Origin of the sequence: Streptomyces sp. MNU76, assembly GCF_020982545.1 — a bacterium.
GTDB lineage: Bacteria > Actinomycetota > Actinomycetes > Streptomycetales > Streptomycetaceae > Streptomyces.
Genome location: NZ_JAJKLK010000006.1, coordinates 362,157 through 377,874 on the forward strand (window position 1 = coordinate 362,157; position 15,718 = coordinate 377,874).

At 74.0% G+C, this 15,718-nt stretch carries 6 protein-coding genes and 4 pseudogenes; 8 read left to right on the forward strand and 2 right to left on the reverse strand.

The window, feature by feature from the left end:
• Nucleotides 1-86: 86 nt before the first annotated feature.
• The 8 genes and pseudogenes from E4N62_RS49420 to E4N62_RS49455 form a co-directional block, all read left to right on the forward strand.
• A pseudogene (locus E4N62_RS49420) lies at nt 87-4,975 on the forward strand (beta-ketoacyl synthase N-terminal-like domain-containing protein); the annotation flags it as partial.
• An 808-nt stretch (nt 4,976-5,783) separates the two neighbouring features.
• Nucleotides 5,784-6,800 (forward strand): ketoreductase domain-containing protein, encoded by a 1,017-nt coding sequence (locus tag E4N62_RS49425; RefSeq protein WP_230215347.1) that lies wholly within the window; start codon nt 5,784-5,786, stop codon nt 6,798-6,800.
• 102 nt (nt 6,801-6,902) lie between these two features.
• Nucleotides 6,903-7,505 (forward strand): annotated as a pseudogene (locus E4N62_RS49430) (condensation domain-containing protein); the annotation flags it as partial.
• A gap of 130 nt (nt 7,506-7,635) precedes the next feature.
• Nucleotides 7,636-9,621: pseudogene (locus E4N62_RS49435) on the forward strand (amino acid adenylation domain-containing protein); the annotation flags it as partial.
• A 163-nt stretch (nt 9,622-9,784) separates the two neighbouring features.
• Nucleotides 9,785-10,642, forward strand: a pseudogene (locus tag E4N62_RS49440) (condensation domain-containing protein); the annotation flags it as partial.
• Between the two features lie 448 nt (nt 10,643-11,090).
• On the forward strand, nt 11,091-11,741 hold the full coding sequence (locus E4N62_RS49445; RefSeq protein WP_230215583.1) for a hypothetical protein: 651 nt from the start codon (nt 11,091-11,093) through the stop codon (nt 11,739-11,741).
• Nucleotides 11,742-12,237: 496 nt separating this feature from the next.
• A complete protein-coding gene (locus E4N62_RS49450; protein ID WP_230215348.1) occupies nt 12,238-12,564 on the forward strand; it encodes a hypothetical protein in 327 nt (108 codons plus the stop codon).
• A complete protein-coding gene (locus tag E4N62_RS49455; RefSeq protein WP_230215349.1) occupies nt 12,561-12,743 on the forward strand; it encodes a hypothetical protein in 183 nt (60 codons plus the stop codon). Before E4N62_RS49450 ends, E4N62_RS49455 begins: the two co-directional genes overlap by 4 nt.
• Here E4N62_RS49455 and E4N62_RS16925 read toward each other — a convergent pair.
• Entirely contained in the window at nt 12,723-13,454 is a 732-nt protein-coding gene (locus tag E4N62_RS16925; RefSeq protein ID WP_230215350.1) for an AAA family ATPase, read from the reverse strand. The two genes, E4N62_RS49455 and E4N62_RS16925, sit on opposite strands and share 21 nt — an antisense overlap.
• Before the next feature lie 141 nt (nt 13,455-13,595).
• A complete protein-coding gene (locus E4N62_RS16930) occupies nt 13,596-15,416 on the reverse strand; it encodes a lysyl oxidase family protein (protein WP_230215351.1) in 1,821 nt (606 codons plus the stop codon).
• Between the last annotated feature and the right edge of the window lie 302 nt (nt 15,417-15,718).

Consider the following 15,718-nt stretch of genomic DNA (forward strand, 5'->3'; position numbering starts at 1 on the left):
GTCGGCGGTCCCGGCCTGCCGGGACCGCCGACCCGACCGGCCGCCGTTGCCCGCCACCGGCCCGGACGGCTTGTAGTGTCCGCACGGTGGAGAGATCGAATGAACGTGTGAAGGACGGCGCGGACCCGACACTGCTGGACGTGTTGCTCCAGGCGGCGCGGGAGACCCCCGGGCAGACCGTCGTGCACGTCCGGGGGGACGGCGGCGAGCACACGGTCACCTTCGCCGAACTCCGCGACGACGCACTGCGCGTGGCCGGCGGCCTGCTCGCGGCGGGCGTGACCCCCGGCACACCCCTGCCGCTGGTCGCCGACCGGGGCGACACCTTCCAGCCCCTGTTCTGGGGCGCGCTGGCGGCGGGGGCCGTCCCCGTCCCCCTCGCGCCGGAGCCCCGCCGGATCGGCCCGGTGTGGGAACTCCTCGACAGACCTCCCGTGCTGGCGGACGACACATCGACCACCACGGTCCGCCAACTCGACCCGTCCATACGGGTGTTGAGGCTGGACGAGCTGCGGCAGGGCCACCCGCCCCGGCGCCTCCCGCGCCCCGCGCCCGACGACATCGCCTTACTCCAGTTCTCCTCCGGCAGCACGGGCACCCCCAAGGGCGTGGAGCTGACCCACGCCGGGGTCCTCGCCAACCTCCGCCAGATCCGCGCCGCGATGGCGATCACCTCGGACGACGTGATCGCGACCTGGATGCCGTACTTCCACGACATGGGGCTCATCGGCACGCACCTGGTCCCCATGGCCGCGCGGGTGAAGCAGATCCGGATCGAGCCGCTGTCCTTCGCGAAGCGACCCGCCCTGTGGTTCGAGGCCGTAGACCGCCACCGCGCGACCCTTCTGTCGGCCGCGAACTTCGCCCTCGCCCTCGCCGTCCGCCGGGTCCCGGCCGCCGCGCTCGCCCGGTTCGACCTCAGCTGCGTACGCCTGCTGCTCGTCGGCGCCGAACCCATCGCCCCGCGCGTCTGGCGGGAGTTCACGGCCCTCACGGTCCCGGCCGGGCTCGACCCGCGCGCCCCGCTCCCGGTGTACGGCCTGGCCGAGGCGACCCTCGCGGTGACCGTACCGCCGCTGGGCGAGACCGCGACGCCGCTGGTGCTGGACCGGGCCGCGCTGAGTGCCGGTCGAGTGGTGGACGCCCAACCCGGCGCGCATGCGGTGGAGTTGATGGACCTCGGTCGGCCCGTGGCGGCGTGCGAGGTCCGGATCACCGACGACAGCGGGGCCCCGGCGGGCGAGAAGCGGGTCGGACATGTGGAGGTGCGGGGCCCGCAGGTGGGCCGCGGATACCACCGGGCACCCGAGGCGAGCGCGGCGGCGTTCGGGGACGACGGCTGGCTGCGCACGGGCGACCTCGGGTTCCTGCGGGACGGGCGGCTGTGCGTCACCGGGCGCCACAAGGACGTCGTGTTCGCCAACGGCCGGACGTTCCACGCGGCCGACCTGGAGGAGACGGTCGCCGCGACGCCGGGACTGCCGCCCGGGGCCGTGGCCGTCGTGGGGTCCACCGAACCGGACGGCGGGGGTGAGCGGGTCGTCGCGTTCGTGCAGTGGGCCCGGCCCGAGCGGTCCACTGCCGCCCGGGTGCTCCGCGCCGCGGCCGGTCGGCTGCGGGAGGCCCTCGGGCACGACGACGTACGGGTGCTGCCGCTGCCGCCGGGGGCGTTCGCGCGGACGACCAGCGGGAAGTTGCGGCGGGGGGTACTGCGGAGAGGTTCGAGGCCGGGGAGTACGCGGCGGTCGAGGGGCAGTGGGTCGGCACGGCGGTGGGCGTGGCTCGGGGGCACGGCACCGCGGGGAAGGGGCGCCGGCGTGTCCCGTTCACTGCGGGAGGTTCAGGAGGCCGTACGGGCGGTGTGGGCACGGGTGTTGGACGTGCCCGTGTCCGAAGTCGGCCTGTGGGAACGGTTCTTCGACCTCGGGGGTTCCTCGCTCAAGGCGATGGCCGTGCTCGCCGGGTTGGAGGACGAGTTCGCGGTGACGGTGGAGCCGGGTGCTCTGCGGGACCACGACACGGTGGGGGCGTTGGCCGGGCATGTGCTGGGATTGTTGAGGGAGGGGGGCGCGGGACGAGGGCGCCCAGGAGTTCGGGGAGGGGTCCGTCGGCGAGTGCGGGCACGTGGTGGCTGGTCGCGCCCACGCGGCGGAGCCGCATGTGTCACAGCCCCGCGCCCCTGACGGGCCTGCGGCCCGTTCGGGGCGAGGCGGTGGCGATGGCCGCGCCCTCGCCGTTCTCTCCGTCGCCTGTCGGTTCCCCGGGGGTGGGACGCCCGAGGAATTCTGGGAGTTGCTCGCGACCGGTGGGGACACCGTCGGCGGGGACGCGGGCGGCCGGCTGAGCGAACCCGGGGCCTTCGACGCCCGTTTCTTCGGGATGGACGACGCGGAGGCCCGGGCGACCGACCCGCAGGCGCGGATCTTCCTGGAGCTGGCGCACGAGGCGCTGGAGCGTGCCGGGTACGCCGGGCCCCGGCGGGCCGGCCGCAGGGTCGGGGTCTTCGCGGCGACCGGCGACAGCGGGTACCGCGAGATCCTCGCCGAGGCCGCCGACGGGGACCTCGCCCGCCACCCGTCCGCCCTCACCGGCAACCTGCCCAACCTGATCGCCGCCCGTGTCTCCCAGGTGCTGGACCTCGACGGCCCCGCGCTGGCCGTCGACACGGCCTGCTCCTCCGCCCTCGTCGCGCTGCACCTGGCCCGGCGCAGCCTGCTGTCCGGCGAGTGCGACCTCGCCGTGGTCGGCGGCGTCAACCTGGGCCTGACCCCGACCGGCCACCGCCTCCTCGTGGCGACGGGCGCGGTGTCGCCGACGGGCCGGTGCCGGGCGTTCGGCGCCGACGCGGACGGGTTCGTCCCGGGGGAGGGCGGCGCGGCGCTGGTCCTCGCCCGCCTCGACGACGCCCGCACCGCCGACGACCCGGTCCTCGCGCTCGTACGCGGCACGGCCGTGAACAACGACGGCCGCTCGCTCGGCCTGCTCGCGCCGACCCCGCGCGGGCAGCGCGAGGTGATCGGCCGGGCGTACGAGGAGTGCGGTGTCGATCCGGCCGACGTGTCGTACGTGGAGGCGCACGGCACGGGAACGCCGATCGGTGACCCGGTCGAGGCGCGGTCGCTCGGGCAGGCGTTCCCGCCCCGCGCCGACGGGGTTCCGCGACGGCTCGGCTCGGTGAAGACGAACGTCGGGCACCTGCTCAACGCGGCCGGGATGCCCGCGCTGGTCAAGGTCGCCCTCGCGCTCGCGCACCGCACTCCGCCGTCCCTCCATGTCACCGCCCCGCCCCGTTCCTCGCCGACACCGCCCCGGGTTCCGCCTCGTCACCGAGCAGGAGGAGTGGACCGGCGCGGACGGCCGTCCCCTGATCGCCGGCGTCAACAGCTTCGGCTTCGGCGGCACCAACGCCCACGCGATCCTGGAGGAGGCGCCCCGGGACCGGCGCGGGGGCGGGGCGGCCCCGGCCGCCGGGGGCCCGCACCTGCTGGCCCTGTCCGCCCGGACCGAGGGCGCCCTGCGGGCCGCCGCGGTTGAGCTGGCCGCGCATCTGCGGGCCCACCCCGAACTGGACGAGGGCGACGTGTGCGCCACCGTCAACACCGCCCGCGACGAGGGACCGCACCGACTGGCCCTGGTGGCGGAGGGCAACCTCGCGGAGCGGCTCGAAGAGGCAGGGCGGTCGTGGGGGCTGGACCCGGAAGGCGCCAGTGGCGGGCAAGGTGTCGGTGACGGGCAAGGCGTCGGTGGCGCGGGTGAGGCGGGTGACACAGGTGGAGCGGGAGATCCTGGTCGTCCCGCCGGTCCGGGAGGCCTCGGTCGGGAGGGCGTCGCGGGCCGTCCGCGCCGCGCAGTGACGGGGCTCGTTCGGGGTCGGCCCCGGACCGTCTTCGTCCTGCCCGGACAGGGGGCCCAACATCTCGGTCTCGGGCGGGAGTTGTGGCGCTCGGCACCCGTGTTCCGGGATCTTCTGGAGGAGGCCTCCTCACTCACCGGGCCGGTGTCGGGGCGCAGCCTGGCCGCCTGGTGTCTGGACGAGGACGCCGACCCCGAGACCCTGGCCCGGACGGAGGTGGCGCAGCCCCTGCTCGTCGCGTTCGGGGTGGCGCTGGCCGGGCAGTTGGCCGCGTGGGGCGTGTCGCCGGACGCGGTCGTGGGGCACAGCGTAGGCGAGATCACCGCCGCGTGCGTCGCCGGCGCCCTGCCGCCGGCCGAGGCGATCGGTTTCGCCGCCGAACGCGGCCGCCTGATGGGCGAACTCACCACGCCGGGCGCCATGGCCGCCGTCAGGGGGGACGAGGAGACCGTCGCCGCCCTGGTCGCCGACTCCGACGGCACCCTCACCGTGGCCGCCGTCAACTCACCCACGCAGATCGTGCTGTCGGGTGCGTCCGAGGCCGTCGACCGGGCGGTGGCGACGCTCACCGCGCGGGGCGTGGCCGCCCGGCGGCTCCGCGTGTCCCACGCCTTCCACTCCCCGTTGCTCGGCCCCGTGCTCGACCCCCTCCACAGCGCGGCGAAGGCCCTGACCGTGCACCCGGCCACCGTTCCCATGCTGAGCACGGTCACCGGTCACTGGGCCCCCGACCTGACCCCCGACTCCGGCTATTGGCGCGACCACGCGATCCGCCCCGTCCGCTTCGGCCCCGCCGTCGCCCGGCTCCTCGACGAGGGCTACGAGACGTTCGTCGAACTCGGCCCCGGCGCCACGCTCTCCGCCCCGATCCACGCGGTCGACGCCGCCCGCCCGGCCGCCGCACGAGCCGAGGTGACGGTCCTGCCCGCCCTGGCGACCGGCGAAGGGCCGACGAGGACGAGGGGGTCAAGGGGGACAAGGGGAGCGGGCGCCCTGCTCGAAACGGTCGGTCGGCTCTGGGCCCTGGGAACCCCGCTCTCCTCGACGTCCCCGGCCCGGGACACGACACGACGCCGGGTCCCCGTGCCCCCGTACCCCTTCCGACGCGAACACCATTGGGCGCGACGAGTCGACAGCGCGCCCGGATCCGCGCCGGCGTCCGCGCCGACGTCCACATCCGAAGCGGCGTCCGCTTCCGGAGCCGCATCCACATCAGGAGCCGCGCCCGCATCCGAAGCCACGCCCGCGTCCGGAGCGGCGTCCGCATCAGGAGCCGCGAGCGCATGCAGGCCGACGCCAGCGCCCGCGCTGGCACCCGCGAAGTCAGGCGGCGCGTCGGGCGGCGAGGCTGCCGCCGAGTCGGGCGCGGCGTCCTCAGGCGTGCGCGGTGCCTCCGCACCCCGCACGCACATCCCCGCCCCTTCCCGCCCACCCCACAGCCCCTCCTCTGGCGCGACGCCCCGCTGACCGCCGCCCCGGCCCCGAGTCGTACGCCTCGTCGGCGCCGACACCCCGCTACGCCGTTCCCTCACCGACCGGCTCACCGGGCGCGGGGTGACGGTAGTGACCCCGACGCCGACACCAGACCCGTACGAAGGCCAGGCGGAAGACCGGGCGGAAGGCCCGGAGGCCGTGCTGTGGTTCGCCGGTGACTCCCCGAGCCCGGGGGCGGAGACCGGCACGGCCGTCTCGGCCCTGCGCGAGGTGCTGGCGACGCTCGACACCCCCTCACCCGGCCCACCCGTCTGCTGCTCGTCACCGAGAACGCGTACCGCACGGAGACCGACACGAGCACGGGCTCGGGCTCGGGCCCCGACGCCTCCCCACTCCCGCCCTCGCCCCGAGCAAGCCCTCCTGCACGGCTTCGCCCTGGTCCTCGCGCAGGAACATCCGAACCTCACCTCGCTGAGCGTCGACGTGTCGGCACAGGATGAGCTGGACGTCCAACTCACCGCGCTGGAAGCGGGTTGCACGCCACCGCGGTCACGGCCGGCACCGTCGCCTGGCGAACAGGCCGCCGCCTCACCCGCACGACAGCGACCCCGCCCCCGCCCACTCTTCCCTCCCCACCGCCACGCCTCTCCCCGCGAACGGCACCTACCTGATCACCGGTGGCGCGGGCGGCCTGGGCTCCGCGCTCGCCCGCGACCTCGCGGAACGCGGCACGCCCACGCTCGTGCTGACCGGCCGTACCGTCACCCCGCCCCGCACCCTGCTGGGCGAACTCCGCGCGCTCGGCGCCCTCGCCCGCTACCAGGCGGCCGACGTCACCGACGCCGACGCGGTCGACGACCTCGTGGCCGGTCTGCCGCCCCTGGACGCCGTGTTCCACGCGGCGGGCACGGCTCGTCCCGGCAGCCTGCGGGGCAAGCCGGACGACGAGATCGAGGCCGTACTCGCCGCGAAGGTGAGCGGGACGAGGCTGCTGGCCGAGGCGCTGCGGCGGCACGGCCAGGAGGGCGCCGTGTGCGTCGCCTTCTCGTCCGTCTCGGCCGTACTGCCCGGCCTGGCCGGCGCCCTCGGTGACTACGCCGCCGCGAACTCCTTCCTGGACGCCTTCGCCACCGCCGAACGCGCCGCCGGGCGCCCCTGGCAGAGCATCGCGTTCGGCCCGGTCGCCGACGCGGGAATGGCGAGCGGAACGCGCTCGGCGCTCACACCACTCACCGCCCCGGCAGCCCTGACGGCCCTCCACAAGGCCCTCACCCTCGACACGGCCCACGTCCTGATCACAGCAACGGACACCTCGATCCCGGCGATTGCCGCGAGCGGGACGGAGGCCGCAGGCCCCATAGGGACGCGGGGCTGTGACACATGCGGCTCCGCCGCGTGGGCGCGACCAGCCACCATCCACCCGCAGCCGCCGACAACCAGCTCCCCCCGGCTCTCAGGCGCCCACCCACCCCGACCCCAGCCCCCACACCCACACCCACACCCACCCAGATAACCACCGTCATACGCCGCCTCCTCGCCGACGCCCTGCACCGCCCCCACAGGACATCGGCGACGACGAACCGTTCCTCACCTCGGCCTCGATTCCCTCAGCGCCGTGATCTCGCCCGCCGCCTCGAACGCGAACTGGACCGCCCTCCCCGCCACCCCCCTTCCCTCCCCACCCCCCCCCCCACTCCGCCCACCACCCCACTGCACGGCCATCCCTCCCACCCTCTCGACCCACCCCCCCCTCCTCCCTGGCCCACCTCTCCGCCCGCCACCCCATGCTGCTGCGCCTGCGGATCACCGACGACGGAGCCGCACGCCCGAGCCAGTACCCGCCCCCGCGGGATCCACCGACACGGCCCCGCGCTGGTACGAGATCCAGGCCGCCCACCCGCACGGCCACCCCCACGACCTACGACAGCTCGAACACGCCCTCTGCAACCGCCCGTTCGACCTGCGGACGGAGGACCCGGTACGAGCCGTCCTCGTCCACGACCGGGACGACGCACACCTCGCCCACCTGCTGCTGGTCGTCCACCACGCCGCGGCCGACGGCTTCAGCCTCAAGCTCATGGCCGAGGAACTCTGGTCGCTCTACACGGCGTTGACGCGCGGAGAACAGACACCCCACCTACCCTCACCCCGGGCCGAGTTCACCGACTACGCCGCCACCCTGACCGCCGAACGCCAGTCCCCGGCACACACGGAGGACCTCGCCCACTGGCGCGCGCGCCTGGCGGAACACACGGCCTCCCTCACCTCCCCTCCCTCCCCTACGACGGAGACCCCGAGGCACCCCCGACCCCGCCCTCACCCACCACCGCACCGACATCGACGAGGAGTTGACCGCCGCGCTCCGGGAGACGGCCGCGCGGCACGATGTGTCGCTGTTCCACCTGATGCTGGCGGTGTACGGCCGTTGTCTGGCCCGGTGGAGCGGACGCCGAACCGTCGCCGTCAACGTGGCACGGGCGCGACGGGAGGCGCCGATCGCCGGCATCGACCGTCTGGTGGGGCCGCTGGCCGACACCCTCCCGGTGTTCGCGGACATCGACCCCGCCGAACCGGTCATCGCGCTCGCCGACCGGTTGCGCCGGAGCTGGCGGGAGGCCGAGGCCCACGCGACCCTGAGCAGCACGGACTTCGCCCGACTGCTGTCCGAGGTGCGCCCCACCACGGGTCCGGCCCCGCGCACCGCGGCCGAGGCGGGCTTCAGCTTCGCCCGCTTCCCGGTGGTCCACGGCCCCGACTGGCCCGTCACCGTCACCCCCACGGCCGCGGCCACCGCCTCCGCCGCCACCCGCCTCGGCCTCCTGTGCTGGGAGGCCGACGCAGCGCTGCGCCTGTCGTGGAACCACCCGGCCCACCTGTTCCGCCCCGAGACCGTACGACGCCTCGCCGACGACTACGTCACAGAACTACGGGCCGCCACCACACTGCTCCCCACCCCAGCGCCCTCCACCACGGCACTTCCCACCCCGGCACTCCCGGACGCGGCCGGCACAGGTCACGGTGGCGGCATCGTGGACCGTCTCCGCGCCCAGTTCCGCGCCACCCCTCGGTCCGTGGCCGTGCGGGCCGCAGACGGCGGGACCACCCTCACCTACGCCGCCCTCGACGCCGCCTCCGCAACCCTCGCCACCCGCCTGCGCGCGCAGGGCGTACGCCCCGGCGACCTGGTCGGACTCCTCACGGAACCGGGTGGCACGTCCACGGTCACCGGAGTCGTCGGCATCCTGCGGGCGGGCGCCGGCTGGGTACCACTGGACCCCACCCACCCCGCCGCACGGCACCGGGACCAGCTCTCCCGTACGGGAGTCCGCGTACTGGTCTGCGACCCGGCGACCCACGGCACGGCCACCGCCCTGGACGAAGTCACCCTCGTACCCGTACCCGTACCCACCCCGCCACCGACCCCGAACCCGACCCCGCTTCCGACGCCCCCTCCTTCCCTCCTCCTCCCCTCTCCCGACGCCATCGCCTACGTCATCTTCACCTCGGGCTCGACGGGCCGCCCCAAGGCCGTGCCCATCACCCACCGGTCGATGACGAACTACCTCGACTGGTCGCTGACGACCTTCGGCTACGGCCCCGGCGACCGGCTCGCCCAGACCGCGTCGGCCTGTTTCGACGCCTCCGTACGGCAGTTGCTGGCACCCCTGCTGGTCGGCGCCACCGTGCACACCCTCTCCCGCGACCTGCTGCGCGACCCCGAGGCACTGCTCGACCGTGTCGTGGCGGACCGGATCACGGTGTGGAGCTCGGTCCCCACCCTGTGGGAACGCCTGCTCACCGCCGCCGAGGAACACGCCCGCCGGAACGGCGGCACAGCCCCGGACCTCTCCGCCCTGCGCTGGGTCCACGTGGGAGGCGAGGCCCTGCCCACCGCCCACGTACGCCGCTGGTTCGACCTCCTGGACACCGCTGACGTCACCCGTGCCGGCACTCGCCCCCGCGCCCACCGGATCGCCAACCTCTACGGCCCCACCGAAACCACCATCAACGCCACCTGCCACATCATCGACACCCGCCCGGCGGACGACGTCCGCCACCTCCCCATCGGCCGCCCCATCGCCGGTACGGAACTGACCGTCGTCGGTGAGGACGGCCACGCGTGCGTCACCGGCGAACCCGGTGAACTCCTCATCGCCGGAACCGGCCTCACCCCCGGTTACCTGGGCGACCCCCACCTCACCGCCGCCGCCTTCACCGAACGGGACGGCCGCCGCTGGTACCGCAGCGGCGACCGCGTCCGCCGTACGGCCGACGGGGTGCTGGAGTTCCTGGGCCGACTCGACGACCAGGTCAAGGTCCGGGGCCACCGCGTGGAACTCGGCGAGATCGAGGCCGCCCTGCTCACCCACCCGGGTGTCTCCCGCACGGCCGTCCTGCTGCGCGACGGCCGCCTGGAGGCGTATGTGGAGCCGAGGACCACCGCCACCCTCGCCCCCCGCGAGGTGCGCGGTTTCCTCTCCCGCACCCTCCCCGTACATGCTCCCCGCCCGCGTCCACTCCCTCCCGACGCTCCCGCTGACCGGCACGGGCAAGATCGACCGCAACCGTCTGGCTCCCCGTGGCGAGAGCACGCTCCCCGACGCCCGGCGCACACCGCACGCGACGCCCACCGAGCGGCTGCTGGCGCGCATCTGGTCCGAGCTGCTGGAGACACCGGCGTCCGAGATCAGCCGCGAGGACGACTTCTTCACCCTCGGCGGCGACTCCATCACCGTGCTAGAACTGTTCTCGCGCCTCCGCCGCGAACGCCACGCGCTGCCACGCCCGACCGCCCTCTACACCCACCGCACGCTTTCGGCCCTGGCCACAGCCATCGATGCCCTCGACACCACGGACACCACCACCGCACCCATTCCACCTCCTCCCCCCCTCTACCCCCCTCCCAGCTTCCTCGCCGACGCCTCGCGTCCGGCTCCGGAGCGGCACCGGCCGCCGCCCCCCAACCCCGCCTGGCTGGCCCGCTTCCGTATCCACGGCGCCCTGGACCCGGACCTGTTCCAACGGGCCGTCGACGTCCTCATGGCCCGGCACCCCATGCTCCGCACGGTGTTCCCGGCCGGTGCGCGCCCACCCGTGCAGCAGGAACTCCCCTCCTCGCTACGGCTTCCCGTCGAGGCGGAGACCCTGGCCCACCCCGACCTGTTGGAGGAACGGACGGCGGAGGAGGCGACCCGCCGCTTCGAACCCTGGGCCTGGCCCCTGTTGCGGCTGCGTCTCTTCACGGTCGCGCCGGAGGAACACGTCCTCCTCGTCCACGCCCACCACCTCATCGGCGACGGCTACAGCGCGGCCCTCCTCACCCGCGAACTCCTCACCGTGTACGGCCGTTTCGAGCGCGGCCTCCCCCACGGCCTGGAGCCCCTCGCCTCCACCTTCCGCGACCACGTCCTCCGCCGAACCGCACCGGAACCGGCGCCCACCCCGGTACCGGCACCAGGACCGGCACCGGCACCGGTACCGGCACCTGCGGAGGACCCGGCGTCCGACGACTACCGCGCCCGCCACCACGCCCCGTACACCCCACCCGTACTGCGCGCCCGCCCCGACGGAGCACCCCCGCCTTCCACACCACCACCGTCGCCCTCGACGCCGACCGCACCGGGCCCTGCGCCACCTCGCCCGGACGGCGGGCACCACGCTCCACGCCCCCGTCCTCACCGCGTACTACCGCGCCCTCACCACCCTCACCGGCCGCCGCGACCTGGTCCTCGGCCTGGCCGTCACCGGCAGGGACGGGGCCACGGACGACGCCCACCGCGTCTTCGGCCCGTACGCCGAGGCGGTGGCGCTGCGCCCGGTGGCACCGTCCGACGACGCCCTCCCCGTCCCGGGCTTCGACGAGGACCTCCGCCGGATCACCGCCGAGACGCTCGCGGCCCGCGCCACCGGCCCCCTGGACCTCCGTACGCCCCAAGGGCTGCCCCGCACCGCCCAGTTCTTCTTCACGTTTCTGGACTTCAGCTCCCTCGGCGCACCGCCCGACACCACGCTGTCGCTCCGGGCCGACGACAGCGACACCGAACTCACGCCGCCGCCGGTGGGCACCGATGTCTTCCTGGCCGTACGCCCCTCCCCGGACGGCGAGGGTCTGAGCATCACGGCACGCGCGTCGTCGAAGGCCCTGACCTCCGCCGAACTCGCCTGCTTCACAAGGGAGTTGAGAGGCGAACTGGAAGGATCCGGCCAGCACGGCGACGCCCTGGACGCCGCCCTCATCGGCTACCTCCCGACCCCGCACCAACTGGCCGCCTTCGCCGGGCTCCCGGCGCACGCGGTCCCCAGCCGTGAACAGCTCCGCGCCCTCCTCTTCCCGGACGGCCGCCCCCGGGTCCTGGAGAGCGTCACCACCCCTCGGCAGATCCGGATTCGTCTCCCTCCCCTGTTCGCGGACGAACTGACCACCCCGACCGCCCCGAGCACCCTGTCCGCCTGACCGCCCGCGCCGTGGACCACGCCGCGTCCCTCGGCGCCCGCTGCGTCTCCCTGGTAGGCATGATCCGTCCCTCACCGGCTACGGCTACGACGTCCTCCGCGAGCTCTCGGCCACCCCACGCCCCCGACCACCCTCACCACCGGCCACGCGGCCACCACCGTCGCCGTGGTGAAGACCGTCCACGCCGCCCTGCGGGCGACCGACCGCGACCTGGCCGACCTGACCCTCGCCGTCGTCGGCCTCGGTTCCATCGGCACGTCGTCCCTGCGTCTGCTGCTCTCCCTCAGCCCCCACCCACCGGCCCGCATCCTGCTCTGCGACGTCCCCGGCAGCGCCCCGCCTCCACCACCTGGCGGCGGAGCTGTCGGCGGACCACCCCACGACGGCCGTACGGGTCGTCGAGTCCACCGATCCCCGGGCCCTGCCCGCCGAGGTCCACGAGACGTCCGACCTGATCGTCACGGCGGTCAGCGGCGGCCCGACGGCCCTGCTGGACGTGGACCGGCTGCGCCCCGGCACGATCGTCGTGGACGACTCCTTCCCGCACTGTTTCGACACCACGCGGGCCCTGGAGCGGATGAGACGCGACCAGGACGTACTGATCGTGGGAGGCGGCCTGCTGGCCCTGGACTCCACCGAGACCCACCTGTCACCGGACCTCCCTGCCGCCGCCCTCACCGGCCACGCCACCGCCCGCACCCAGCACCACCTGACGGTCCACCTCCCCGGCACCCTCGCCTCCTGCCGACTGGAGTCCCTCCTGCACGCCCACCTCACCCGCCCCGGACCCGGCGCCGCCCGGACCCCCGTCCGCTCCCCTTGATCCACGGCCTCGTCGACCTCCCCCGCGCCCTCGCCCACTGGCACGCCGCCGAGGCCGCCGGAGTCCGTGCGGCGCCCCTCCACCTCCTCGACCACACGATCCCGCCGGAGACCCTGAACGCCCTGCGCGCCCTGAACACCCTGAGCGCCCCGAGCCGATCAGCCGAGGACGTGCCGTAGATAGGCCGTCGGGTCGGCGAGGTAGCGGCGCCAGTGGTCGATCAGGGCCAGTTCGTCCCAAGGGACGCGGCGCATGCCGTGGTCGCCGACCTCGATGATGTCCGCGCCGGGGAGCGCGGTCAGCAGCGGGGAGTGGGTGGCGCAGATGACCTGCCCGCCGTTCTTCACCAACTGGTCGATGTGGCCGAGGAGTTCGAGGCAGGAGGTGAACGACAGCGCCGCCTCGGGCTCGTCCATCACATACAGGCCGGGCTGGAGGAACTTCCCGCGGAACGCGGCGAGGAAGCCCTCGCCGTGGCTGACCGAGTCAGGGGCGAAGCCTTCTCGGTCCAGCGCGTCGAGCGCCGTCTCCGCGCGCAGGAAGAAGCCCTTGCGGGCGCTCCAGCTGCCGAGCATGCGGCGGCCGCGCGGGGTGGCGTCGAAGCGGACCCGTTCGCCGAGCAGGGACTTGGGGCGATGGGAGGCGTAACGCCAGTCGTGCGAGCCGCCCCAGGAGTCCAGGCCGAAGCCCTCGGCGAGGGCCTCGACGAGGGTCGACTTCCCGGAGCCGTTCTCCCCGACCAGGAAGGTCACCGGCGCGGTGAAGCGCAGACCGTCCGCCAGGAGTCCGCGCACACAGGGCACCGACCAGGGCCATTCCCCGTGGTCCGCCCCTGCCCCACCCCGCTCGTCGCTCGCCTCCAGATGTGCGTACGCGCGTTCGATAATCACCGTCCGAGTCTCCCACGGGGGGCGCGGAACATCCCGGAAGACGGCCGCCGCACACGACGAAACCCCCGGGCCCGGGTGGGCCTGGGGGTTCGTGCCGTCGTGGACCGAGCAACCGCCGTTACTCGGCGTCGACAGCCGCTGTCACTTGGTGTCGATCAGGCCGTGCGGCGGGACCTGGACCGTGCGGGCGCCCTCGGTGCCGCCGAGGATCACCTTGCGCAGGGCGATGTTGTTCTTGTGGTTGGCCTCCTGGAGGCGGTTCTCCGGGTTGGCGATGACCTGGATGTAGTACGTGCCGTTCGGCAGGCCCGTGATGTCGAAGGACTGGCCGGGACGGTACTGGGTGTACGTGTCGCCGGAGCCGACGTCGAGGACCTCACGGACGTTGATGGCGTCCTCGGAACCGCACGCGGTGGACAGGTCGGTGTTCTCCGGGTGCCAGTTGGCGTTCTTCACCGTGTAGTCGATGGCGTCGGTGTTGGCCAGGCAGAACGCCTCCTTGCCGGAGCGCACCTCCTTGGTCTGGTCCGCGCTGAGCAGGCGGTAGCTGGCGAAGTCCGTGAAGTGCCAGTGCTCGTGTCCCTCGCGCGCGTCCCACTCCATGGTGCCGGCGGGCGCGTAGCCGACCTGCTTGCCCTTGGCGTCGTAGAAGTACTGGTACGAGTCCATCAGGTCCGCGCCCGGCTTGCGGAAGCCGTCGACGACGAGGGGCGCGGGGCCGGCGTTCCAGACGTTGGCGCTGAAGGCCAGGTAGTCCTTGCCGGGTGCGTCGCCGTCCTCGCCGTCGGTGATGGCGATGTCCCAGGCGGGCAGCGACCGCAGGTCGGGCTTGGGGATGTTCGCCGGGGCACCCGCCTTGCCGGTGGGACGCTTGGGCGCGGCCTGCAGCGCGGGCGCGATGCGGGAGCCGTCGGTGTGGCCCTTGCCGTCGCCCAGGTGCTTCGCCAGGCCCCGGTCGACCAGGGCATAGGGGAGCTCGGGCGGCGCCGGCACGTCGGCGCCGCGCGGGCCGTAGTGGTGGTTGTCCGGGGCGGGCTGTCCGGCCGGGGCGGACCGCGTGTCGTGGCCGGAGCCGTGACCCGATCCGTGACCGCCGCCGTGACCGCCGTGCGAGGACTTCGACGGGGCCATGCCGACACCGCCGCCCTCGCCGCCCTCCTCGGAGCGCTCCTCGCGCACCGTCACCTTGATGGTCGGCCGGTCGTTGGGGATGCCGAACGCGTCGCGGTACTTCTTCGCGACCCCGACCTGGGCGGTGTACTCACCGGCCGGCAGGTCCACTGTTCTGTCGTAGTTCCAGCTGGTGGTGTTGGTGGCCCAGCCCTTCTCGACGCCCCACACCGAGCCCAGTGTCCACGGGTTGGTGGAACAGCTCTGCGGATAGTGGTTGGTGGAGGGGGCGTCCGGACGGATCCGGCCCGAGGCGTTGTTCGGGCAGAAGGTGCCCTCGGTCTTCACGACCTCCTCCCCGGCCGCGTTCTTGACCGACATCTCCAGGAAGCCCGTCAGCCCGGAGAAGTCGTCGACGAGCCCCTTCGGGAGCGTCTTCGTCGTGGTCTTCTTGCCGTCGCGCAGGATCTGCTTGGCGACGATCGGGTCCTTGTAGGACTTCCGCGTCACCTTGAATTCCAGGGGCGCGTTGTCGACCGAGATGTACGTCCCGAGCTGCAGTTGGACGCCGTTGTCCCACTCGTAGCGGGTCAGCGTCACGGATTTCGACGCGGCGATCAGCTTGAGCTGCGGCTTCCCGGGTTTCGCGGCGGGCGCGGCACCGGCGCCGGGGGCCGCCCCGGCCACGGCGGCGACGACGGTGAGCGACGCCAGGGCGGCGAGGCCCGGGCGCTTCAGGCGACGGCGGCGGCCCTGACCGCCGGCCGGGACGGTCGAGTCCGCGGCAGCGGTCGCACCGGCCGGGTCGGTCGGGTCGGTCGGGCTGGAGGGGCTGGTCATCTGGCTGGTCATCGATTCCTCGTCTGCGAGTGCCCTGGTCAGGGGCATCGGACTGGACAGCCCACGGTCGACGGCCGATCCGCGGCCGGCCGTGCGGATGCACCCCCACGCACCCCCCGGCCGGCCACGCTCGATCCGCTCTTCCTGTGAGCAACCTGAGAGATTGATAAATGCGGTGCCAGGGTTGCCTGTTGGGAGGGAATTTCGCGGAAGGTGTGGTGAGCACGGCTCAAACACACGCCCGCGCATCCCTGCGGAACCGGCCCCAAGTCCCCCGGGAATCCACGCGGGAGCATCACACAGCCTGCACACAG

Bases quoted from the DNA above. Each gene is read 5' to 3' on its own strand.
- E4N62_RS49425 (WP_230215347.1), top strand. From the start codon at position 5,784: ATGAGCTGGACGTCCAACTCACCGCGCTGGAAGCGGGTTGCACGCCAC.
- E4N62_RS16930 (WP_230215351.1), bottom strand. From the start codon at position 15,416: ATGACCAGCCAGATGACCAGCCCCTCCAGCCCGACCGACCCGACCGAC.